Here is a 19,231-nt window from a genome sequence, read left to right as displayed (position 1 = left end):
TTGTAAAACTACTTAATGGTATTTCTATAATATCAACTTTTTCAGACAACCATTTCAATGTTTCCTCAAAAGATTTAAAACACGGAATAATTTGAGATTTATAATTTCTTATAAATTCATATCTTTGCTTCATAATATATATTTTTCCTGCTTAATTAATGGTAACAGTTCCCGAAAATTCTACTCCTGATAACCATGATAGAGATTTCATATTATACCCCTGTAAGCCTTTTGAAGTTACTTTAACTTTTTCAATATCACTATCTAATTTGAAATCACCTATTTTTACAGACCCAACAGACGCAGCGGTTGTATTTTTGGTAGTGTAATTGGTGCCGTCTCCAAATGTTTTATAAACTTTACTTGATAATAGGTTAGCACTTTTAACCTGTATTTTTTTATATCTAAAAGCATTGTACATTTCGTCACCTTCCCACAATAGGTATAACTCACAATCCTCACTTGTGCCATCTCTAATCACGGAAGCATAAATAACGGTTGCCCCTCTGGTTGATTTCTCTTTTGAAAGAGTATAACAATATTGTTCAAAATCTTCCTTACTGTCAAACTGTAAAACTGGAATTTCAACTTGCGTTTCTGTAGAAACTTTATCATTTGTCATTGCAAAAACTGGCATTGAAGATGTAATAAAAAGAACACAAGTTAATAAAAATGTTAAAAACTTCTTCATGGGTATCCTCCTTAATCATTATTACACATAGATTACAATTACGGCTTATTTTATAAAATCATCAGTATCCCTCCCTTTTCCTCTTTTTGTGCATATTCTACTATATTTTTTTATTTATGTCAATATCATTATAGAATAAGCACAACAAAAAACTAATAAATTTATTCGATTATTCAAAGGCAAAAGGGTAGCTGGCGGCAGCCAGTGCAGGGGAAGCGTAGCGTCCCCTGTTTGATTTGGAGCAGACCATGACTGCGGAAAATCACAGCCCTCCGGCAAGGAGCCTTCGGAGAACGCAATTCACCAACCTCTGGGTGGTGTATAATTGCGCCCTATCCAAGAACTCGGATAGGGCGCATTATCCGAGATTTCCAATTATCCAAAGTAACTCTCAAAGCTACCGATATGAAAGGCTTTCAAAGAAATTACCTCGGATAATTATTTATGAAAAGAGCAACTGCCATTTCAAAAATTATCAGAGGCAAAGGTGTGATTTACCCAATTATCTCGGATAAGTACAAATCACCCACAATTGAAAGCGGGGTTAATTATCCGAGATAATCGTTTTCAAATGCTGTATTCATCGGATTTAATCAATTTACCTCGGATAAGTTTTTATCTCGGATAATGCGCCCTCTTTCAGAGGGGGATTTTCCAGCTTGTCGCTTTGGAAGCCAAAATTGCAAGTGGAGTTTATGGCAGTTGGAAATCAGCCGTACCAATTACGCCATAGGCGGCATAAATCAGAACGCGCCCGGCTCGTTCTGATTTTTCACACATGGAAAGCCGCCAATGTGAGCGCGCCTGACTCGTCCACGTTAAAACTTCCCTTGCAAAATCAAGACGCGCCCGGCGCACTTTGATTCTGGAACGGGCTTTTTACCGTTCCTGCTGTTTCGGCTTCTTGTCGGGATAGAGCTTCCCGGCGACAACGGCAGCATGACTCTTTATCTTGATTTCCCCTTCCTGCTCGCTGCGTTTTGCGTTCCGGTAGCCTTCATCGGAGAGGAAGAAACGGAACCGCTCCCCCTTAAAACCGACAAAGCACTGCTTCTGTACTTCCAGCGTAATCATGTGCCGGGTTTCCGGGTGGAACCGTTCTATCCCTAACAGGTCATGCCCCTGCATGATTGGCTCCTGTGCCTTTGCCGCCGCAAGCCGCTGGCGGATGGAATTGTCACGCTCTGCAAGGAACCGGGCTTTTGTGGCGGCAACAAACTGGCTGCACTCCGGCTCCGGTATCTTTTCCAGCTTTCGGATGGCGTTCTCCACGATTGCCTTTGTCAGTAAGTCCTTTATCACCGGCACGGTTTCTTTCATGCCCGCAAGGGTTTCCGCCTTGGTCGGTGCGGCATATTGATAGATGATGTCCAGTTCACTTTTTGAAAATTTCACTCTGCGTCCTCCTTCCAGTTTTCTGCAAGAACCTGTTCCACAAGACGTTTGGTGTCGCTCCGGCAGAACAGGACTTTTAAGATGGTGCTGACCTGCCCATCCGTCACGGATTCCGGGTGGGGGAGATGGCTTTCCAGCATAGCCCCTCTGGTACATAGCCGGTGTGTCCGTTCCTTCCGGTTCAGCGTCTTTATCTGGTGTTCCAGCATTTTCTCCTTATGCTGCGCCCGCCGCAGTCTGGCTTCGGTCTTTTCAATTTCCTGATTCAGTTTTTCCAGCTTTTCATTCATGGGCGGTGTCCTCCTTCGGGAGCAGGATATACATATGGCTGACCTCCCCGATGCCCTGACGGACACGCATAATCATCCCGGCCTGTTCCAGCTCGTTCAGTGAACGCTTGCAGGTCTGGGGGCTTCGGGAGAGTGCCGCCGCTATCTCCATGACGGGGAAGCGGATGAACAGAATCCTGTTGCTGTCCTCGGTTCCCCTTGTCAGGATTTCATCCAACAGGCGGGCGTACATGACCTTTGCCGTATTGCTGACCGGAAGCCGGAGCATTGCCTTTGGGAGCGGCATACAGGGCGGCAGGGGCGTACTGGCTATCATAAATTCACAATTCATTGGATGGTGTCCTCCTTTTGGCTCGTTTGGATTGGTAGCGGGGGCAGTCGATAATGACAGCCCGGAAACCCTGCTTACATTCATGCTGGCATTTCCGGCAGAGTTCATTGTAGCTTCTGCGCCCCCGGTCGTTCAGGAAGAAAGCAAGCTCTTTCTTCAACTTCTTTGACATTCTCGGCATGGTGCCTCCTTCATAGAAAAACCGCCCGATTCAGCAGTAACAGCCGGAATGGGCGGGCAGTGGTTTTTTGTGTATCGTTTCGGGGCGATTTTCAGGGGAAATACAGCCGTAGAGCCGCCCCAAAATCCCCCTTAGTATTACGGACAGGGCAGACTATGCCCCGTGAAATTGTTGTGTTTCGGTATCGTTTCGGTGTTCATTTTGCCGGTTCCCTCTGCTGTCGTTCCTGCCCCCGTCTTTGGCGGCGTTTCGCTCTCCTTGGTACGCTCGTTCCGGTCAGGGTTCCTCCGTTTCCCTGCCGGAAGTCGTTGCGTTACATCGCCGGGGAGCATATCCCATACAGGCCGGTCATTCGATTGGAATAATCCATCGATGAACTGCCTATATCATATGACATTTTTGTACCATGTGCCGTATGTCCACGAATCAGGAATGAAGCCCAAAATCTGAAAAATTCCACGATTGCGGAAAAGGCTTCCTGCTGGACGGGTGCAAAAATCAGATGTGCATTTTGCACTTCTGAAAATCCGGGCAAATCAAAAGCGCATTTTGCGCCTTTGAAAAGAATCACAAAGGGAAATGCGCCCGGCATGGATATGTGGTACAATGGGGATGGCGGCAAAAGCTGGCCGCTGGAAAGGAGCAGGAAGCCATGAAACAGGGGATAACGGTTCAGGAGCGGTTAAAGGATTTAAGGACGGAGCGGCATTTAAAATTAGAGGAACTGGCGGCGGTTACGGGGATTTCCAAATCAGCCTTGGGAAGCTATGAGAATGACGAACTAAAGGAAATCAGCCACAAAAACCTTGTGGAGCTGGCAAAGTTTTACGGTGTGTCAACGGATTACCTGCTCTGCTTGACAGAGAACCGGAACCATCCGGGCATGGAACTTACGGAGCTGCATTTGAGTGACAGCATGGTGGAGCTGTTGAAAAGCGGGCGTATCAACAACCGGCTGCTGTGTGAGATTGCCACACATGAGGATTTTATTACCCTGATGACGGACACGGAAATTTATGTAGATGGTGTGGCAACCGCCCACTTCCAAAACTTCAACAGCCTTCTGGAAGTCCTGCGGGGGCAAGTCCTTTCCCAATATCAGCCGGTGGAGGAAGATGCTGCGTTAAAGGCGTTGGAAGCTATGCAGGTACAGGAAGAAGATTATTTCTGTCAGGTCACGCACCGGACTTGGGACACTATCCTCCATGCCATAAGGGAAACGCACAAGAATGATACGGATAGTGCGCCGGACGGCTCCAATGGCATGAAGCTAATCAAGGACGCAAAGAAGGCGCTGGCCGTGCCGGGTTCCTATCTGGATGTGTTCACTGCCCTGATGTGTACGCAGCTACAAATCCGGTATGAGAAGCTGTCGGAGCAGGAGCGCACGGTTCTGAAAAATGTTATGAAGAAAACTCCGGCATATAAGGATTCACCGTTGAGCAGAATGAAACGGAGATAAGGAAATGCCGTTGCTTGGGATTTTTCCATGCAACGGCATTTTGGGTGGTTCTTATTCAATTTTTAAGCGCACAAACTGGAAGTTGTGTTTTTTACGCTACTTCCTCCCACTTCAACTTTGGATACAGCTCTCCTGTTTTAGCAAAATGGAGAACACATTCAGCAACCAGATTCAAATCATTGAGCGCATTTCGCTTGAGAACTGGAGTCTGTCCGCTGATATTTACAGGAGCGTCCTCTTTGGATGTACCATATTCGGAATTGACAGGCATATACATATGAGCCTCTTCATCTTCACCATATGTGTTAAAAGCCAGAGCCGCCCAATCATTCTCAATATCTACAGATAGAAAATCCTCTTCGCCATATTCATCCAAAGCTAACCATGCAGACCTACAATGATTTTCCCGAATTTTGCACACCAGTTTGTCTACAGTTTCTTGTGTAATAGGTTCCCCTTCACTATTAAGAAAACGAATAGCAAAATCACTCATATAAATTTACCTCCCTATTCCGATTTGTCGATAGCTTCATTATACCGCAGTCACTTTCCAGAGGGAATAGATTTTCCGAAAAAATCATTGTATCATAAACATTATTCTGTTGAATCTGCTCTTGTTCCGTTTTTTGTGATGATAAGCTGCCCCTGCTGGCATTTCACGGTGATTTTGTCCCCTGCGGAGAATCCAGCCTGTTCCAGCCACTTACCTTGTAAAAGAATCTGCGGCGGAGATTGCTTGTAATTGCCACGTCCATAGCATACAGTCAGTTTGCGGTCGTCCATCCGTCCTCCTTCCCCGCTGCCTGTCGGCATACGATTTCAAATACATTCCCGTCCTCTGTCCTGACAGTGAGCAGGCTGTTCCGCTCATCTGCGTTCAGGTCAACAATCCCCATCCCTTCACTGTCGTTTAGTAAATCAAAAAGCCTGTCCCTAAAATAGTTCAGTTCCATTCTGTTGTTCCCCTTTCATAGTTTATAGTCTACTAGCTAATATTATATAGTCTTTTAGAATCTATTGCAATCCCTAAGTGTGATGTAGTCTAAAAGTGTACAAAATAAATGCTAATAGCTTATGAAATGGGTGGCATTATGGAAGGTAAAGGATTAGGCAAACGTATCAACATGGTGAGGAAAGACCGGGGATTCACGGCGGACAGGCTCTCGGAGCTGTGCAATATCAACGCAACTTACCTCCGGCAGATTGAAGGCGGGATAAAGGTTCCCAGTCTGCCCGTATTTATCAATATCTGCAACGCACTGAAAATCTCCCCTGATTATCTGCTGCGGGATGCGCTGGAAGATAATGAGGTCAGCAAGATACGGGAGCTGGCAGAGCTGTGGGAAAGCACGTCGCCCAGCCAGCAGGAAATCGCCGTTGCCATGATTCGGGCGGTATTGGAGCGCAGGGAAGGTTAGAAAGACCAGCCGGGTAGTCGGCTGGTCTTTCCACATCCAATCAAATATAAATCAACTCACTGTTTATGATTTCCTCTGCCCGGTTGCGGATATTGTTCATCCGGCCTACCCATTCAAGCTGGTTCCGGGCTTTCAGTTCCTCGGTCACTCCTTCGGCGGCTTTCATCTGCTCAATGATTAAGTTAAGCCGTTCTTCCGCCTGCTCGTTCAGGTCGGCAAGGTATATCCATAATGTCCCGGTCAAAATAAGGGAACTGTACCGTGCCGGATGCTCCTGTTTGAGATATTCCCGGTGCAGCCTCCCATAGCGTCCGATGGGGCGGTTCTCCTCCGGCAGCTTCAAGTCCGGGATATAGTAATCACCTGCCAGAATATAATCAATGCCGTTCTCTGTGATTCTTTCTTTCAGTTTTTCCATTATCGTTCCCTCCTGTGGCGGAAGGCTCGTCACTGGCCAGCTCAATCACGTCCATAATGCCACAATCCAGTGTTTCACAAATACGGGCAAGTGTGTCCATGCTGATATGTTTCCCTTCTTTGCCCATGTTGGCAATCATATTTGTGGTCAGGCCAGCGGCAAGCCTTAAATCTTCTTTCCTCATGTTGCGCTCTATCAGTGTGTGCCAGAGCGGTTTGTAGCTGATGTGCATGTTTCTCCCTGCCTTTCTGCCCCGGATGGGCGCTTGCCCCCATTATATCAGGTTTCTTGCTAACTCACAAATATTTCTTGACGGTATCGCCGGTTCCGTCTGGATTGTGCTTTTCCTTTCCTCTTTTGATTACCTCTAATTAGCCATGACCTGCTTGATACCCTGGCTCTTGGAGGCAGGGTTGTCCTGGCCGTAACCTTCCAGAAGGTTGATGCCGCCCCATACGCACAGGCCGCCGCCCAGGGCGATGACCAGAGTCTGCAAAACGTCGATAGCGTTAGTAAAAAAGCTCATATTCACATTTCCTTTCGTTCAGTTGAATTGTCGGGTTGAAGGTCGGTGGCTTTCAATTCGTACAGATCGAAAGGCTCGTCCGGCTTCACGATGGCCGGTCTGCGTTTCATGTACCGTTCAATATCAAAGGTGTTTTTCTTGTCGGCGTCGGCAAGGTACTTGTAGCGGGGATGCTTCGTTATATCAAACTTGTCGCTGAAAAACGGCCGCACCCCTCGAAGCTGCAAAATACACTTGCCTCCGTCCATCACCGCGATCTCGTCCTGGGTCATCAGCTCTTTGACACATTGTCAAGTGAAGAATTCATTCCTTTTGCTTTTTCATACACGGAATCTTGTAGATGTTCTATAAATGTGCTAAACTATAGCAAATCAGAATATAAGGAGAAATATATATGCGTATTTGGAAAATAGTATTTTCGGTTCTGACAGTTGTTTTTGGTTCTATTGGATTGATGAAATTACTGCCTTATGATATAACGTTACCTATTATGTTTGTGTTTATGGGATTAGTTATGTCATTAAATGCGAAAGAATGCTATGATAAAAAATCGAAAACAGATGCTGCTATTTTTGGCGGAGTAGCAATTTTTGTTTATGCAGTCACAGCATTTAATTTGGTTAGCCGATTGCTATAATTCAAATTTGCGAGGGAAAATATATGATTAGAATAAGACCATATAAAGCTTCGGATGTAGATACGATATTATCGTGGTGTCAAGATGAAAAAGCATTTTATCAATGGACAGCAGGTGTACTTGGTAATTACCCAATAACACAAAATGAATTTTGCTTTGTTGAATCTCTAATGCCGTTTACTGCATTTGATGAAACTGGAATTGTTGGTTTTTTTACACTAAGGAATCCTGATGAATCTTTGGATGAATTACGCTTTGGATTTGTTATTATAAATCCTCACAAGAGAGGAAAAGGCTATGGAAAAGCTATGCTCCAGTTAGGTCTAAAATTTGCATTTGAAATATATGGAGCAAAAAAAGTATCATTGGGTGTTTTTGAGAATAATCTTCCAGCTTATTACTGTTATAAGGCAGTCGGTTTTAGCGACGTAGTTCTTGATAYAACAGAAAGATATTGTATTCTGGGTGAGGAATGGAAGTGCAAAGAATTGATTATGGAAAATAGATAGATTCCAGTTTATAGATTTGAACAAATCGGTATTTAAGGAGTTGTTGAAATGGAGATTAGATACATCACCAAAGATGATAATCCTCTTGAAATAAGCAAAATATATGAAAGTAGTTGGAAATACGCATATAAAAACATTATTCCTCAAAACTATCTTAATAGTATTCCAACGGGGCAATGGGCTAATAGTATCAATAAAATTGGTATGAATAACCTTGTTCTGATAGAACATGGGCGTCTTATAGGTACTGCAAGTTTCTGTAAATCAAGATGGGAAAAATACAGCGAATATGGAGAAATCGTTTCCATATATTTTTTGCCTGATTACATTGGAAAAGGATACGGTAGGTTATTGCTTAACAAGTGTATTAAAGAATTAAAACAATGCGGATTTAGTAAAGTGCTTTTATGGGTTTTGGAGGATAATCATAGAGCAAGAAAATTTTATGAAAAAAACGGATTTATTTATTCAGAAGTATTTCGGGATGATAATATCGGTGGGAAAGATATAAGAGAGGTATTGTATTTCCTTGTATAGATAAATTCAAATTTGTGAGGATGAATGTGATGCGTGAATTGATGTTGGTTAGGCCATCTAAACTATATGCAAAACAAGTCATGTCATATAAAGAAGAAATGTTACAATGTGGAGATAGTTTTGATGGTTGTGCAGGTCTTGAAGATGTCCAATCATTTGATGAGTGGATTGACTTTGAGAGAAGATTAAGAGAAAAATATAAAAGCGGATATGTTCCATCAGAAGTGTTTTTAGCGGTAAGGCGAAAAGACGATTTTGTTGTTGGTATGATTGATTTTCGACACCCATTATCGGATTTTCTCAAAAATTTTGGGGGTAATATTGGATATAGTGTTCGTCCGTCAGAAAGACGAAAAGGTTATGCGTCTGAAATGCTGGGATTAGTTTTACCTTTTTGCCGTGCGTTTGGAGAAAGCAAGGTTTTAGTAACCTGCGATAAGCGAAATGTAGCTTCGCAAAGGACGATTATTAAAAACGGTGGAGTGATGGAAAATGAAATTGTTGATACAGTGGGATTAAGTAAAAGTGGCATTATTCAAAGATTTTGGATTTCAATATAGTGTCTTTCTCAACCATTTCCAGTTTGACATACTGGGAAATCGCAATTTAAAGGAGAAAATTATGAATATAGAACAATTTTGGAAAGCCGTTCTTGCCCAAGATGAAAGAGAAATTAGAAAATACTTTCATGCAGAAGCCTATGTAAATTGGCATTGCACCAACGAGCATTTTACGGTGGATGAATATATTGTTGCGAATTGTGAGTACCCCGGAGAATGGGACGGACTCGTTGAAAGAGTAGAAATTGTGAATGATTTAATTATTACAGTTGTTCGTATCTATCCCAAAGATAGAAGTATTTCTTTTCATGTGACTTCGTTTATTCAAACAAAAAACGATAAAATTACAGCAATGGACGAATATTATGCCGATGATGGAATGGCACCACAATGGAGATTGGATAAACGCATTGGGACACCTATCAAATAAATCCCAGTTTTTTCTGGAAGCCGGAGAGTAGGAAACCCGGCTTCTTTTTCGTGTACAGACAAAAAGAAAACCCTTCCCCCAAAAAGAGAGAAGGGCATTGCCGTTATTCTGTTACCGCCGGTATCTCCCCGACAAAGTTATAAATGATTTTGATTTCCTGAAACTTCTCCCCGTCAACCTTTTTCACCTCACCCACCAGAATCCGGCTGATAAGGCGGTTTAAGATACCCTCGTCCAATTCCTGTATCGTGGCATACTGCCGGATTTCACGGATAAAGGTGCGGACATCGCTTTCCTGCTCATTGGAACGGCGCAGGGAGAGTGCCAATTCTTTAAGCTGCTTCTGGTTTTCCTCCTGTTCCCGCTCCATTACCGCCGTCAGCTTCACAAAACGCTGCTCGGACAGGATTCCCTTTGCCTTGTCGGTATACAGGTTCAGGAACATATCGTCAATCTCCCGGTTCCTTGCTTCCAGCCGTCCCCGCTCCTTCTCCATCTCCGAAGCGTCCGCCAGATACCGCCGCTCCATACGGCTGCTAATCCGCTGGTAGAACGATTCCACGTCTTTAAGCGCCATTGTTGCAAGTTCCTGAATGTCCCTCAACACAAGATTGTACAAATCCCTGGCTTCCACCTTATGGCTGGTGCAGGAGTTCTTCCCCAGCCGGTTATACGTCTGGCAGATATAATACGCCTTGTCTATCGGCTCCCGTTCCTCGCCGGTAAAGCGGTTCTTCCCGGTTCTGCCTACTTTCTCATAGCGTACCTGCATGGACTTCCCGCAGGTGGCACAGTAGATAATGCCGTGGAACAGGTTATAGAAGGGGCAGGCGTTCCCCTCCATGATGGGAGGGCGGCGGTCAATCAGTTCCTGCACCTTCTCCCAGTCCTCCGGGCTTACGATGGCTTCATGGCAGCCCTCAAGGACTTCCCATTCCTCACGGGGAATGATGTCATAGGTATTGGAGCGGATTCCCTTCTGGTGCGTCCGGCAGACAAGATGTGCGCCCTTGTAAAACGGGTTCCGCAGGATATGGCTAATCCTTGCGCTCCCCCACGAATAATAATTCACGTCACATTCCGTATTGCTTTTTACCCGTGTGATGGGGATTTTATCCTCCATCAGTTGTTTGGCTATCCGCATACACCCCCAGCCGTTTAAGGCAAGGTCATAGATTTTACGGATAGTAGGCGCTGTTTCCGGGTCAAGGATAAGGTGTCCCCTTTCCTCCGGGTCACGCATCAAGCCAAGGGGCGGCTGCCCGCCGCCAAACTTCCCCTGACGTGAGCGTGTCATGCGACCAGCCAGCACTTTCTTTGAAATATCCCGGCTGTACATGTCATTCAGGATATTTTTGAACGGCGTAATATCCATCTCCTGACGGGTCAGGCTGTCCACGCCGTCCGTGACCGCAATATACCTTACATTGTGCTTTGGGAAAAAGATTTCGATATAACTGCCCGCTTCAATATAGTTCCTCCCAAGCCTTGAAAGGTCTTTGGTTATCACGCAGCCCACCTTCCCCGCTTCAATGTCGGCAATCAGACGCTTAAACGAAGGGCGGTTGAAATTCCTTCCCGTATACCCGTCGTCCACGTAATACTCGTACCGGGGCATACCGTTCTTTTCAGCGTAATCTTTGAGCATAAGTTTCTGGTTGGAGATGCTCATGCTTTCATTCTGGCTGCCGTCATCAAGGGAAATCCTGCAATAGAGGGCGGTTATTTTCTGATTCGATAGATGATTTTTCCTGCTCATAGGCTTCTCCTTCTATGAACAGGGACACGATACCATGATAATACCATGCCCCCGCCATTTGTTCAACTGTTTTCTGCAAGATTCCCGGTTTTTCTCCGGTTTCCGCCCTTTAGCCTGCCTGCCGTTTCTGCCATTCCTCGAACCGCTCACAGGTCTGCCTCTCGATAAGCTGCTCAAAAGCTTCCTGCATGGTCTGGCTGCCCGCAAACTCACGGGACACGATAAACTGCACCTTTTTCTTTTTGTTCCGGCTCTGCGCCGGGCGGTCTGCTTGTTTTGCCATAGGCATTTACCTCCATAAAGATACCCGGACGGCTCCGTCCGGGCGTGTGTCGTGTGCTGCCGGGCAGGTGGGAGCCTGACAACGGGGTCTGACAACGGACGTTAAAAAACCCCGCACACAAAACCCGGCTTCCCGTTTCCTGTCCTGATTGATTTTCTTTCTATTTTTCCGTTGCTTTCGTTGTCAGGAAAAGAAAAAGCCCGGAAATACGGCATTTGCAGGCTCTCTTCCCGGCAACGGGCTTGACAACGGGAGGGGCAACCAGCTGGCAACCGGCTATGGCTTTTCTCCTTCCAGCCATTCCTCCGGCAGCCCAAGCTGGACGGCTTCCCCTTCGGGCAAAGGCTGGAAACCCGATTTCCCATGCCCTCCGTTGTCAGGCGGCTCCGCCCGTTCCCAGCCCTTCTGCCGGTTATAGGGCGGCGGGAAATGCCGTGGATTCTCAAAGGCTTTCCAGCCCGCCGCATAATTCTTCATGATGGAGTTAATATCACGAATGTCATACTGCTTCGGTTCCTCATAATCCGGGTGTCCCAGCCCTTCATGGTAGATTTGCAAGGAGCATACCATCTTCCCGCCGTACCCGTCCAAGAAGTTCAGAATCCGGGTGGCTAGGGTGTCCTCCGGCATGAATGACCGTTGGTGTTCTTTCAGATACCGCTCCATTGCTGGGCTTAGTTTCAGCTTTACATCGCCTTTCCGGTAAACCTCCATGACCTCCGCCCACATCTGCCCGATGTAGGCTCTGGAAGCGGCTTCATCTTCCAGAATGTGAACCTCCGCCGCTTCCGCCTGCACCTGCACCGGCAGGAAACGCCGGTTCCCGGTTCGGTCAAGGGGCAGGAAGTCCAGCGTGTTGGAAGTTCCGGCAAACACGCACTGCCGCTTATGGTCTTTTGGGTGGACTTCATAAGGGGCTTTGTAGGTTTCCTTCTGGCGGCTCAAAAAGGACTTAATATCCTCAATGCTCTTTGCGTTCGCCGTGGCAATCATTTCCGACATTTCAATAATCCAATGCCCTTGCAGCTTCCGGTATACGTTGTCATCGTCCAGCTTCCGCAGGTCATCGGAAAACCACTCATCACGGACAGCAAGGAACCGGAAGAAGGTGGACTTCCCGGCTCCCTGACCGCCCACCAGACAGAGCATGACCTCAAACTTTGTCCCCGGCTTGAATACCCGTGCCACCGCCCCCAGCATGAACAGCAGGAGGACTTCGTAATTGTAATCGCTCACCTCCGCACCGAGGAAATGGCGCAGGGCATAGCGCACCCGCTCCGTCCCGTCCCATTGCAGGCTGTTCAGGTAATCACGGACAGGGTGATACCGGTATTCATTGGCGGCTACCTTGATAGCCCCCTCAATCCGCTTCTCTGATGTCAGCCCGTAGTGTTCCTCCAAATACAGAACTAAATATTGAATATCCACGTCCGTCAGCCGGTTCCCGTCCCGATACCAGCCAAGGGGCTTCACAATGTCAACCCGGTCAGTCAGGAGGTTGCTGCTGAACGCCCCTCGAAGCAGCGGGTCATGCAAAAACACCGCCCTGTAATTCCCCGGCGTGTTGGCGGTCTGCCCCTTCTGGGTGGTTTCCAGCATCTGCCGGACTTCCCCCACCGTCTTTTCACCGTCCATGCTGTCTACGGCTGTTCCCACGGCTTGCCTGACCTCTGGCGGCAAACTTTGATACCCTCCGCTCAATCCGTTCCACCTCCTTCCCATGCCCCGTGATGACTGCGGCTTTTTCCTCCTTTGTCCCGGTCAGCAGCGTGTCTAAAAGATAACCCACATACTCCCGTTTCTGCATGGCTTCCACGAACAGCGGGTTCCACCCGTCCCCCGGCGATTTCGGCGCATATGCCGTTTCCCACCGCTCCAACAGATGGAGATAATCACTAAGCACCCGGAAGCATTTCCGCTCCGCCTGCAAGAACCGCAGTTCTGCCGACACGCTCCATCTTGCCGGTTTTGGGGAAGCCCGCCCCCGGCTGTCATAAGAAATGCCAAAATCCGAAGCCAGCTTTTTCGCCGCTTCCAGACCGGGCAGCCCGTAAAGCCTTGCCACAAAGTCAATCACGTCCCCGTCCGCCTGGCAGCCGAAACAGTGGAACCGCTTATCCACCTTCAAGCTGGGATTCCTGTCATCATGGAAAGGGCAGCACGCCATGCCGTTCCGGTTCACCCGGATGCCGTACATTTCCGCCGCCTGCCTTGCCGTTACATTTTCCTTTACTGCTTCAAATACATTCATACCGTCCCTTCCCGGAAATAAAAAAGCATCTGCCATTTCCACAGCGGAAAGCAAATGCTTCAAATCTCCATATCTTTTTTTGTTGCTGCCCTTACGTTCCTGCGCTCCATGCGCTCCCGGTTCACCCGGTCAGCTTCTATTTTCCCCCTTGCGAGCCTGTCCTTCATGGATTCCCTTGCCTTCTCTTTAATCTGCTCCTTGTTTGCACGGCTCACCTCCGGCTTTTGGAGCGCAGACTGGACTTTCCTTAACACTTTCTGCGCCGCATTTTTAATCTGCTCCTGAACCGTACACAGGCACTTCACGGCGAAATCCCTTTTCTCCTGCGGGGCTTTCCGTTCCGGCGAAGCCAGCCACTTTTTGTAATCCTCCACCGCCCGGATGTCCTCCTTCTGCGTTTCCGCCCGGACGGTATCCGCCACAACTTCGCAGGCTTTCTCATAAGCCGTGTCCGCCACTTCCTCCACCAGCGATTCCATGTCTGCAATCTTCATGGTGACAGTGGCAAGTGCCGCCTGCTTTTCCGAAAGTTCCCGCCCTTTTTCCGCAATCAGCCCCTCCTGCTTTTCCAGTTCCTTTTCTTTTTCTGAAACGGCTTTTGCGGCTTTATCAAACTTCTTTTCCTGCTCCGCTATGGCTACGGTGTTTTTCGTCAAGGCTTCCCCCTGTGCGGAGAGTATTTTCTTCTGTTTTTCAATGATGAAGTCCTGCTTTTCCAGATAATCCCGCCCGCCGTAGGACGGCTCTGCCTGCAAGTGAAGGTTATGTGCGGCGCAGATACGGAAAAGCATCTTCCGGCACTCCGCATCAAAAGTCTGCTTGCGGTTGTTGTTCCTTCCCTTTTTCTTATCCGGTTCAGGGAGCGGCACTCCCAGTTCTTCCAACGCCTTTTCCTGCTGGGGGCATAACTCCCCATACCGGTTTTTGCAATCGAATACATGGCGCTCATGGATATGCGGTGTCCCCTCGTCCAGATGGAGCGCCCAGTCCAGAAGATGCACGTGGGAACCAAAACGCCGGTCAAACTCTGCATAAAACTCATTCACAATCTGGAACAAGGTTTCCGGCGGGACGGATTCCTCCACCGTCCCAATCTGGTAAATGCTTTCCTCCGGGCAGGTCTTATTGTTCTTTAACAAATCCTCCACCGTGCGGTTGCGTTCCGTGTGCCGGTTCTTCTCGTTCCTTGCGTTCTGGGCTTCAATGAAATCCGAATAATTCTCGGTGTAATAAGCCAGTTCTATCTGCTCAAAGCTGAAATCCGGCTGGGAAGAATCCTCCCGGCTCCCGGCGGTGGTATAGCCCCGGTAGCAGTCCCAGTATACATTTTTCTTTGCCCGCTCCGAATCAATATGACCGCTGTTTTCCACGTCAAAGCGGCGGTCATTGTGGCGTGGGTTGTACGTGCCGTTTTTGCCGGAGCGTCCGTTGTGCCGTGTCAGTTTCAATCCAAAATCCCCCTTTCCTTTTTACCGATTCCCGGGCTGGCGGGAGGGCTGCGAAGCTGCCGAACCTGCGGGGCTTGCGTCAGGTAATACCCAGTACGAATTGGCGCAAGCGCCAACTCTAGCTGGGCAAGGCGTTTCACCCTTGACCCGATAAGGACTGCCGCCCTTAACCCGCCAATGGGCGTTGCCCCTTGACCCCAACAGGGCTGCTGCGCCCCTGTACCCCGCATAAAAGGTTGCCGCCAACGTGAGTGCGCTGCGCCCGCCCACGTCAAAGACGGCTCCCTTTTTCCGTATCAGAAAATCAGAACGCGCCGCGCTCGTTCTGATTTCCTACAGAAACCGCAGCCATTCCCCATGACAGCCGGAAAAACACGCCCAAAACAGGCATTTCCGCCGTCCGGGGCTTCCCTGATGTCTGATACCTCTACCGTGAACCACGGGGAAAATACCGGCTCCGCACCCGTTGTTTTGACCGTAAAACGCCCCCAAATCAGGCAATATCCTTCCCGCCCGGCATGGACTTGAAGCCGTGTTCTTTGGCATATGCCCTCGCCGCCGCCCGCCGTTCCTCACTGTAAGGCGGAACCAGCCGGATAGACAGCCGGGACTTATCCAGAACATAGGTCACGCTCCCTTCCGGCGTGGACTTCTCCAAACGGCACAGGAGCGGATATTTTTTGCTGAACTCCGCCAGCCGCCGCTTCAAGTCCGCATTGAATGTGTAAATACTGGCTTCCTTCTCACCCTCGTTGAAATTTACGATAGTTTCCTTTTCATACTTAGACGGCTTTCCCATAAACTTCCTCCCAGTCTGTGCTTTTTTCCACCATGCGGATATACTTCTTTGCTTCAAAATAACTTTCCATTTCCAAACGGAGATGGCGGTAAAAACAGGGATACCATTCCCCGGCTCCGCCGTCATCCAGCTTCCTTGCCAGGCACAGCACCCGGCGTTTCACCTTTTCATCCACCGTCAGGGCAGTGACCCATTTCAGCCTGCGGACGGTGTTCTCATGGCTCCCGCACCCAAAGGCATATAAAATCTTCTTTTCCTCAATGCTTAACTTCATGTTCCTTCCTCCATAATTGATAGTTTGTTTCCCTGCCGTTTTGCCTGCAATCCGTTCCTGCCCGGAATCACCCCAGCGTTTTCCGTTCCTTTGGTATGCTCCTGTCATGGCACTACTTCTCCGGGAACGGTATCACTTGCAGCCGGTCATTCTGTTTTCAATGTCCTGTGACACTGAAATCTTATCAAAATAAACCGGCTTCCCCCGTATGTCCGAAAGGCTGGAAAATTTCCCGAAAAGCCAAAATTTCCACGCTTTCGGAAACGCCCTGTGCTATAATGGTCACAAACCCTGTTTTGAGAGGAGGGGCGCAATGTATATAAAACTGACGCTTCAGGAGAAATTGAAAGACGAGAGAACCAGCCGCCGCATGACCCTTGCGGAACTGGAAAAGGCAACGGGCATAGCGAGAGCCACGCTGGGAAAATATGAATCCGACAAATGCACAGATATAAGCCCGTTCAACCTTGCAAAGCTGGCGGAATACTACGGTCTTTCCATGGACTACCTCATGGGGCTGACCGAAAATAAGAACCACCCGAACACCGCCCTGCATGAGCTGCACTTGAATGATTCCACAGTTGATTTGTTAAAAAGCGGCGCACTGAACAACCGGCTCCTCTGTGAGTTTGTCTGCCATCCCGGATTCCTGCGCCTGCTGACGGATATGGAAGTCTGCATTGACCGGATTGCGGATATGCGTATCCATGACATGAACTTAGTTCTGGAAAAAGCAAGGCAGTCCGTCATAGAACAGCGGCAGCCCCCTGAAAACGACCTCTATATGCGTACTTTAGAATTAGGGCAGGTCAGCGAGGAACTGTTTTTCAGCCATGTTATCCATGATGACCTTGACCGGATTGTAAAAGACCTCCGCACCCGGCACGAATCCGACAAGACCACTGCCGAGCCGGAAACCCCCGCAGCGGATTTTGCCAGAAACATTCCGGTGATACTGCTGGACGCCCTCATGCACAAAGGCACGGCGGACGAAAAACGGGCGTTTACCATCTGCCGGGTATTTGGCATAGATTACACGAGCCTTCCGGAAGATGAGCGCATCACCCTTGCCCGTGTATTTAAAAAATCCCCACTGCTGCCCGTGTCCGCAAGCCAGCGTGGCAAATCAAAGCTGCTGTCCCTGTTTGGCAAGAAAAAAACGAAAGAATAACGCAAAAAGGGCTGCCATTCTCGCAAAATCCGGGTTAGCAGTCCTCTTTACCATATCGTGTGTCCCATGTTCAATTTTCCGGCTTTAGAGCCACTTTTTCCAGACAGGAGCCAGCCGCATTACGCATAGACCAGTTCCGCATAAATAATTTCTTCCGCCCGGCTGCGTATGCTGTTCATATGCTGCACCCACGCAAGCTGGTTCCGGGCTTTCAGTTCCTCCGTCACGCCCTCGGCGGCTTTCATCTGCTCCATGATAAGGTCAAGCCGCTCCTGTGCCTGCTCGTCCACGTCGGCAAGGTGCGTCCAGAGTTTCCCGGACAACAGCAGGCTGCAATAAAGGGCGGGGCGGGCTTCTTCCAGATAGGCTTTACGCCTGCGCCCCCAATGCCCGATTGGGCGGGATTCCTCCGTCAGCCGCAGGGCGGGAATGTAATAATCACCCACAAGAACGTAGTCAAGACCGTTGGTATCGTCATGGATTCTTTCTGGCAGTTCTTTCATTTGTGACCTCCTGTATTCAGTTTTCCAGAATCCAGTTGTTCGTGTCCCTGTTCATGCGAATTTATAAGGCAACTGAACTCTTCACGAACAAGTATGGCATATCCTTTCCTAATTTCTGATAGTTGAGGCCGTGGGAAACCTGGCTGCCCCGGTTCTCGGATTGATTGAAACTGTCGATGGTCTCCTTGCCCAGCAGCTCCGAGATTTCTTTCAGGGTGGATTTCTCCTTGCCTCCCAAAAACAAGGTGGTGTCGCAGTTGCCCACAATGGTGTCTGCGGCATCCTTGTAGATGGTCTTTAACTGGCTTTGGGACTGCAAAATAATAGAAGCCGAGATTTCCCGGCTCCGGATGGTGGCAATCAGCTTGTCGAAGTTGGGTATCTGCCCGAATAGCGATAGGTAAGACCTGAGCGGCGCGTCAGCGCCGCTTTCCGTCTTTTCCCCCGCTTCACACCGTGCGTGCGGCTTTCACCGCACACGGCGTTCCATCGACTTTGAAAGAATTGTAAATAGATACAGTTTTCAGTGAGCGATTGCGTTTAGATTGAGAATAAGCCTGCTATTTTGCGCAAAGTGTTTAACTTCGCACGCTGTCTTGTGTTTAACCGCAATGTTTGAACAAGGCGTGCAATTACCTCGCTATCAGTGGCATGGATTAAAATATGGACGGTCTCTGTAACCAGCACCAGATTCCCATATTGGTCGTTACCGCCTTTCTCTCGCGGGAGCTTGTGGTGACAATGAATGTCCCCGATTTCAAGCGGCTGTTTGGTAACGGCGCAGCACCCATGTTGAGCGCAATACAGTGCCAATCTGTTGTTGTTCAGTTCCACACTTGCAAATTGTACCGGGTTCCGCATGAGGTAGTGTAAAATGCTCATATTTACGGATTCCAGATTTTTGTGAATACTTCTGCGGCCTTGTTCCGTGTACTGGTTCACTTCCCGCCGTTTGTAGAGCGGTGCTTTGGTTTGGACATACCCAATAGGGATAACTGCCTGTCCGCTTACATAGCGAATTTGCTTGCTTCTTCCATACCGCTCCGCAATGTAGGCGGGCAAAGGGTTTCCTTGCTTTTGCAAGCGCTCTCTCAATCTGTTCTGCATGGTTCGAGTGATGCCGAGGGCGATTTTATGAATGTCTTTGCTGATGTGGGTAGCATAACGGTAGTAATTGTGGATGCCTGAAACATAGGCGTTATAGGCTCCGATGGCTTTATATTCCTCATTCACGTTTGCCGGGGACTGGATTCTTTCACCATTTCCCGCGTTTGCCGCTTGACTTTCTTGACTGCCTTATCGTTCATGTGCGATTCTACCGCGTACTTTGCTGTGCCGTTGCTCTTGACGCCTTTTCT

26 protein-coding genes and 4 pseudogenes are annotated in these 19,231 nt (G+C 48.3%); 8 read left to right on the top strand and 22 right to left on the bottom strand.

The window, feature by feature from the left end; translation table 11 throughout:
* Window positions 1-151: 151 nt before the first annotated feature.
* The 5 genes from FMM72_RS16070 to FMM72_RS16050 all read right to left on the bottom strand — a co-directional run bounded on the left by FMM72_RS16070 (window position 152) and on the right by FMM72_RS16050 (window position 2,888).
* Window positions 152-691, bottom strand: coding sequence for a hypothetical protein (locus FMM72_RS16070; protein WP_103242563.1), 540 nt, complete (start codon window positions 689-691; stop codon window positions 152-154).
* Between the two features lie 879 nt (window positions 692-1,570).
* Window positions 1,571-2,086 carry a DUF5720 family protein gene (locus tag FMM72_RS16065; protein ID WP_103242562.1) on the bottom strand — a complete coding sequence of 172 codons (516 nt, stop codon included), beginning with the start codon at window positions 2,084-2,086 and terminating at the stop codon, window positions 1,571-1,573.
* Window positions 2,083-2,376, bottom strand: a complete 294-nt coding sequence (locus FMM72_RS16060; protein ID WP_103242561.1) for a DUF3847 domain-containing protein — start codon at window positions 2,374-2,376, stop codon at window positions 2,083-2,085. Before FMM72_RS16060 ends, FMM72_RS16065 begins: the two co-directional genes overlap by 4 nt.
* Window positions 2,369-2,707, bottom strand: coding sequence for a MarR family transcriptional regulator (locus tag FMM72_RS16055; RefSeq protein WP_103242560.1), 339 nt, complete (start codon window positions 2,705-2,707; stop codon window positions 2,369-2,371). Before FMM72_RS16055 ends, FMM72_RS16060 begins: the two co-directional genes overlap by 8 nt.
* Window positions 2,697-2,888, bottom strand: a complete 192-nt coding sequence (locus FMM72_RS16050) for a hypothetical protein (protein WP_103242559.1) — start codon at window positions 2,886-2,888, stop codon at window positions 2,697-2,699. The genes FMM72_RS16055 and FMM72_RS16050 overlap by 11 nt, the downstream gene beginning before the upstream one ends.
* A 652-nt stretch (window positions 2,889-3,540) precedes the next feature.
* Between FMM72_RS16050 and FMM72_RS16045 the strand changes: the two genes are divergently transcribed.
* On the top strand, window positions 3,541-4,350 hold the full coding sequence (locus FMM72_RS16045; protein ID WP_103242557.1) for a helix-turn-helix domain-containing protein: 810 nt from the start codon (window positions 3,541-3,543) through the stop codon (window positions 4,348-4,350).
* Window positions 4,351-4,441: 91 nt separating this feature from the next.
* On the opposite strand, the gene FMM72_RS16040 is transcribed toward FMM72_RS16045, so the two are convergent.
* From FMM72_RS16040 to FMM72_RS16030, 3 genes are all read right to left on the bottom strand, one after another.
* Window positions 4,442-4,843: a hypothetical protein gene (locus tag FMM72_RS16040; protein WP_103242556.1), complete on the bottom strand. Its 402-nt coding sequence runs from the start codon at window positions 4,841-4,843 to the stop codon at window positions 4,442-4,444.
* Between the two features lie 101 nt (window positions 4,844-4,944).
* Window positions 4,945-5,133 (bottom strand): SymE family type I addiction module toxin, encoded by a 189-nt coding sequence (locus FMM72_RS16035; protein WP_016292393.1) that lies wholly within the window; start codon window positions 5,131-5,133, stop codon window positions 4,945-4,947.
* Window positions 5,115-5,303, bottom strand: coding sequence for a hypothetical protein (locus FMM72_RS16030; RefSeq protein ID WP_103242554.1), 189 nt, complete (start codon window positions 5,301-5,303; stop codon window positions 5,115-5,117). Before FMM72_RS16030 ends, FMM72_RS16035 begins: the two co-directional genes overlap by 19 nt.
* Before the next feature lie 138 nt (window positions 5,304-5,441).
* On the opposite strand from FMM72_RS16030, the gene FMM72_RS16025 reads away from it, so the two are divergent.
* The gene (locus FMM72_RS16025) at window positions 5,442-5,768 is read left to right on the top strand and encodes a helix-turn-helix domain-containing protein (protein WP_103242553.1); all 327 of its coding nucleotides are present in this window, start codon (window positions 5,442-5,444) and stop codon (window positions 5,766-5,768) included.
* Window positions 5,769-5,808: 40 nt separating this feature from the next.
* Here the strand turns inward: FMM72_RS16025 and FMM72_RS16020 are convergent, their stop codons facing one another.
* From FMM72_RS16020 to FMM72_RS16005, 4 genes and pseudogenes are all read right to left on the bottom strand, one after another.
* Complete coding sequence (locus FMM72_RS16020; RefSeq protein ID WP_103242552.1) at window positions 5,809-6,186, bottom strand: TnpV protein; 378 nt, start codon at window positions 6,184-6,186, stop codon at window positions 5,809-5,811.
* Window positions 6,146-6,421, bottom strand: a pseudogene (locus tag FMM72_RS16015) (helix-turn-helix domain-containing protein); the annotation flags it as partial. The pseudogene FMM72_RS16015 and the gene FMM72_RS16020, both read right to left, overlap by 41 nt.
* Before the next feature lie 138 nt (window positions 6,422-6,559).
* A pseudogene (locus FMM72_RS16010) lies at window positions 6,560-6,712 on the bottom strand (Maff2 family mobile element protein); the annotation flags it as partial.
* A gap of 2 nt (window positions 6,713-6,714) precedes the next feature.
* Window positions 6,715-6,993 (bottom strand): annotated as a pseudogene (locus tag FMM72_RS16005) (type IV secretion system protein VirD4); the annotation flags it as partial.
* Between the two features lie 113 nt (window positions 6,994-7,106).
* Between FMM72_RS16005 and FMM72_RS16000 the strand changes: the two are divergent.
* The 5 genes from FMM72_RS16000 to FMM72_RS15980 all read left to right on the top strand — a co-directional run bounded on the left by FMM72_RS16000 (window position 7,107) and on the right by FMM72_RS15980 (window position 9,385).
* On the top strand, window positions 7,107-7,349 hold the full coding sequence (locus tag FMM72_RS16000) for a hypothetical protein (protein ID WP_004604838.1): 243 nt from the start codon (window positions 7,107-7,109) through the stop codon (window positions 7,347-7,349).
* 23 nt (window positions 7,350-7,372) lie between these two features.
* Window positions 7,373-7,858, top strand: coding sequence for a GNAT family N-acetyltransferase (locus FMM72_RS15995; protein WP_162221984.1), 486 nt, complete (start codon window positions 7,373-7,375; stop codon window positions 7,856-7,858).
* 48 nt (window positions 7,859-7,906) lie between these two features.
* Window positions 7,907-8,395 carry a GNAT family N-acetyltransferase gene (locus FMM72_RS15990; protein WP_016284635.1) on the top strand — a complete coding sequence of 163 codons (489 nt, stop codon included), beginning with the start codon at window positions 7,907-7,909 and terminating at the stop codon, window positions 8,393-8,395.
* 29 nt (window positions 8,396-8,424) lie between these two features.
* Window positions 8,425-8,955 carry a GNAT family N-acetyltransferase gene (locus FMM72_RS15985; RefSeq protein WP_016284634.1) on the top strand — a complete coding sequence of 177 codons (531 nt, stop codon included), beginning with the start codon at window positions 8,425-8,427 and terminating at the stop codon, window positions 8,953-8,955.
* Window positions 8,956-9,016: 61 nt separating this feature from the next.
* Complete coding sequence (locus tag FMM72_RS15980) at window positions 9,017-9,385, top strand: hypothetical protein (RefSeq protein ID WP_016286587.1); 369 nt, start codon at window positions 9,017-9,019, stop codon at window positions 9,383-9,385.
* Between the two features lie 103 nt (window positions 9,386-9,488).
* Here the strand turns inward: FMM72_RS15980 and FMM72_RS15975 are convergent, their stop codons facing one another.
* From FMM72_RS15975 to FMM72_RS15950, 7 genes are all read right to left on the bottom strand, one after another.
* Window positions 9,489-11,144, bottom strand: coding sequence for a recombinase family protein (locus FMM72_RS15975; RefSeq protein ID WP_120439302.1), 1,656 nt, complete (start codon window positions 11,142-11,144; stop codon window positions 9,489-9,491).
* Between the two features lie 109 nt (window positions 11,145-11,253).
* Window positions 11,254-11,427: a hypothetical protein gene (locus tag FMM72_RS17005; RefSeq protein ID WP_004054174.1), complete on the bottom strand. Its 174-nt coding sequence runs from the start codon at window positions 11,425-11,427 to the stop codon at window positions 11,254-11,256.
* 276 nt (window positions 11,428-11,703) lie between these two features.
* Window positions 11,704-13,062 carry a virulence-associated E family protein gene (locus FMM72_RS15970; protein ID WP_022745111.1) on the bottom strand — a complete coding sequence of 453 codons (1,359 nt, stop codon included), beginning with the start codon at window positions 13,060-13,062 and terminating at the stop codon, window positions 11,704-11,706.
* Window positions 13,052-13,678 carry a CHC2 zinc finger domain-containing protein gene (locus FMM72_RS15965; protein WP_180322948.1) on the bottom strand — a complete coding sequence of 209 codons (627 nt, stop codon included), beginning with the start codon at window positions 13,676-13,678 and terminating at the stop codon, window positions 13,052-13,054. Before FMM72_RS15965 ends, FMM72_RS15970 begins: the two co-directional genes overlap by 11 nt.
* A gap of 59 nt (window positions 13,679-13,737) precedes the next feature.
* Complete coding sequence (locus FMM72_RS15960) at window positions 13,738-15,126, bottom strand: serine/arginine repetitive matrix protein 2 (protein ID WP_162221983.1); 1,389 nt, start codon at window positions 15,124-15,126, stop codon at window positions 13,738-13,740.
* 493 nt (window positions 15,127-15,619) lie between these two features.
* Window positions 15,620-15,925 (bottom strand): molecular chaperone, encoded by a 306-nt coding sequence (locus FMM72_RS15955; protein WP_120412423.1) that lies wholly within the window; start codon window positions 15,923-15,925, stop codon window positions 15,620-15,622.
* Window positions 15,909-16,199, bottom strand: a complete 291-nt coding sequence (locus FMM72_RS15950) for a hypothetical protein (protein ID WP_016307607.1) — start codon at window positions 16,197-16,199, stop codon at window positions 15,909-15,911. Before FMM72_RS15950 ends, FMM72_RS15955 begins: the two co-directional genes overlap by 17 nt.
* Window positions 16,200-16,512: 313 nt before the next feature.
* Here FMM72_RS15950 and FMM72_RS15945 point away from each other — a divergent pair, with 313 nt between their 5' ends.
* On the top strand, window positions 16,513-17,370 hold the full coding sequence (locus tag FMM72_RS15945; protein WP_162221982.1) for a helix-turn-helix domain-containing protein: 858 nt from the start codon (window positions 16,513-16,515) through the stop codon (window positions 17,368-17,370).
* Window positions 17,371-17,489: 119 nt separating this feature from the next.
* Here FMM72_RS15945 and FMM72_RS15940 read toward each other — a convergent pair whose 3' ends face one another.
* From FMM72_RS15940 to FMM72_RS15930, 3 genes and pseudogenes are all read right to left on the bottom strand, one after another.
* Window positions 17,490-17,873: a TnpV protein gene (locus FMM72_RS15940; RefSeq protein ID WP_160560745.1), complete on the bottom strand. Its 384-nt coding sequence runs from the start codon at window positions 17,871-17,873 to the stop codon at window positions 17,490-17,492.
* Window positions 17,874-17,970: 97 nt separating this feature from the next.
* Window positions 17,971-18,261: pseudogene (locus FMM72_RS15935) on the bottom strand (TraG/TraD/VirD4 family protein); the annotation flags it as partial.
* A 152-nt stretch (window positions 18,262-18,413) separates the two neighbouring features.
* Window positions 18,414-19,106, bottom strand: a complete 693-nt coding sequence (locus tag FMM72_RS15930) for an HNH endonuclease signature motif containing protein (RefSeq protein ID WP_162221981.1) — start codon at window positions 19,104-19,106, stop codon at window positions 18,414-18,416.
* Window positions 19,107-19,231 lie beyond the last annotated feature (125 nt).

This window comes from Anaerotruncus colihominis (assembly GCF_010206195.1).
Lineage (GTDB): Bacteria > Bacillota > Clostridia > Oscillospirales > Ruminococcaceae > Anaerotruncus > Anaerotruncus colihominis_A.
Note: the sequence above shows the minus strand (reverse complement) of the source record. Positions and strands in the feature narration are given on the sequence as shown.

Bases quoted from the DNA above. Each gene is read 5' to 3' on its own strand.
- FMM72_RS16025 (WP_103242553.1), top strand. From the start codon at position 5,442: ATGGAAGGTAAAGGATTAGGCAAACGTATCAACATGGTGAGGAAAGAC.
- FMM72_RS16050 (WP_103242559.1), bottom strand. From the start codon at position 2,888: ATGCCGAGAATGTCAAAGAAGTTGAAGAAAGAGCTTGCTTTCTTCCTG.
- FMM72_RS16070 (WP_103242563.1), bottom strand. From the start codon at position 691: ATGAAGAAGTTTTTAACATTTTTATTAACTTGTGTTCTTTTTATTACA.
- FMM72_RS16000 (WP_004604838.1), top strand. From the start codon at position 7,107: ATGCGTATTTGGAAAATAGTATTTTCGGTTCTGACAGTTGTTTTTGGT.
- FMM72_RS16020 (WP_103242552.1), bottom strand. From the start codon at position 6,186: ATGGAAAAACTGAAAGAAAGAATCACAGAGAACGGCATTGATTATATT.
- FMM72_RS16060 (WP_103242561.1), bottom strand. From the start codon at position 2,376: ATGAATGAAAAGCTGGAAAAACTGAATCAGGAAATTGAAAAGACCGAA.
- FMM72_RS15980 (WP_016286587.1), top strand. From the start codon at position 9,017: ATGAATATAGAACAATTTTGGAAAGCCGTTCTTGCCCAAGATGAAAGA.
- FMM72_RS15955 (WP_120412423.1), bottom strand. From the start codon at position 15,925: ATGGGAAAGCCGTCTAAGTATGAAAAGGAAACTATCGTAAATTTCAAC.
- FMM72_RS16055 (WP_103242560.1), bottom strand. From the start codon at position 2,707: ATGAATTGTGAATTTATGATAGCCAGTACGCCCCTGCCGCCCTGTATG.
- FMM72_RS16035 (WP_016292393.1), bottom strand. From the start codon at position 5,133: ATGGACGACCGCAAACTGACTGTATGCTATGGACGTGGCAATTACAAG.
- FMM72_RS15950 (WP_016307607.1), bottom strand. From the start codon at position 16,199: ATGAAGTTAAGCATTGAGGAAAAGAAGATTTTATATGCCTTTGGGTGC.
- FMM72_RS15975 (WP_120439302.1), bottom strand. From the start codon at position 11,144: ATGAGCAGGAAAAATCATCTATCGAATCAGAAAATAACCGCCCTCTAT.
- FMM72_RS15985 (WP_016284634.1), top strand. From the start codon at position 8,425: ATGCGTGAATTGATGTTGGTTAGGCCATCTAAACTATATGCAAAACAA.
- FMM72_RS17005 (WP_004054174.1), bottom strand. From the start codon at position 11,427: ATGGCAAAACAAGCAGACCGCCCGGCGCAGAGCCGGAACAAAAAGAAA.
- FMM72_RS16030 (WP_103242554.1), bottom strand. From the start codon at position 5,303: ATGGAACTGAACTATTTTAGGGACAGGCTTTTTGATTTACTAAACGAC.
- FMM72_RS15945 (WP_162221982.1), top strand. From the start codon at position 16,513: ATGTATATAAAACTGACGCTTCAGGAGAAATTGAAAGACGAGAGAACC.
- FMM72_RS16045 (WP_103242557.1), top strand. From the start codon at position 3,541: ATGAAACAGGGGATAACGGTTCAGGAGCGGTTAAAGGATTTAAGGACG.
- FMM72_RS16040 (WP_103242556.1), bottom strand. From the start codon at position 4,843: ATGAGTGATTTTGCTATTCGTTTTCTTAATAGTGAAGGGGAACCTATT.
- FMM72_RS15940 (WP_160560745.1), bottom strand. From the start codon at position 17,873: ATGAAAGAACTGCCAGAAAGAATCCATGACGATACCAACGGTCTTGAC.
- FMM72_RS15965 (WP_180322948.1), bottom strand. From the start codon at position 13,678: ATGAATGTATTTGAAGCAGTAAAGGAAAATGTAACGGCAAGGCAGGCG.
- FMM72_RS15970 (WP_022745111.1), bottom strand. From the start codon at position 13,062: ATGGACGGTGAAAAGACGGTGGGGGAAGTCCGGCAGATGCTGGAAACC.
- FMM72_RS15990 (WP_016284635.1), top strand. From the start codon at position 7,907: ATGGAGATTAGATACATCACCAAAGATGATAATCCTCTTGAAATAAGC.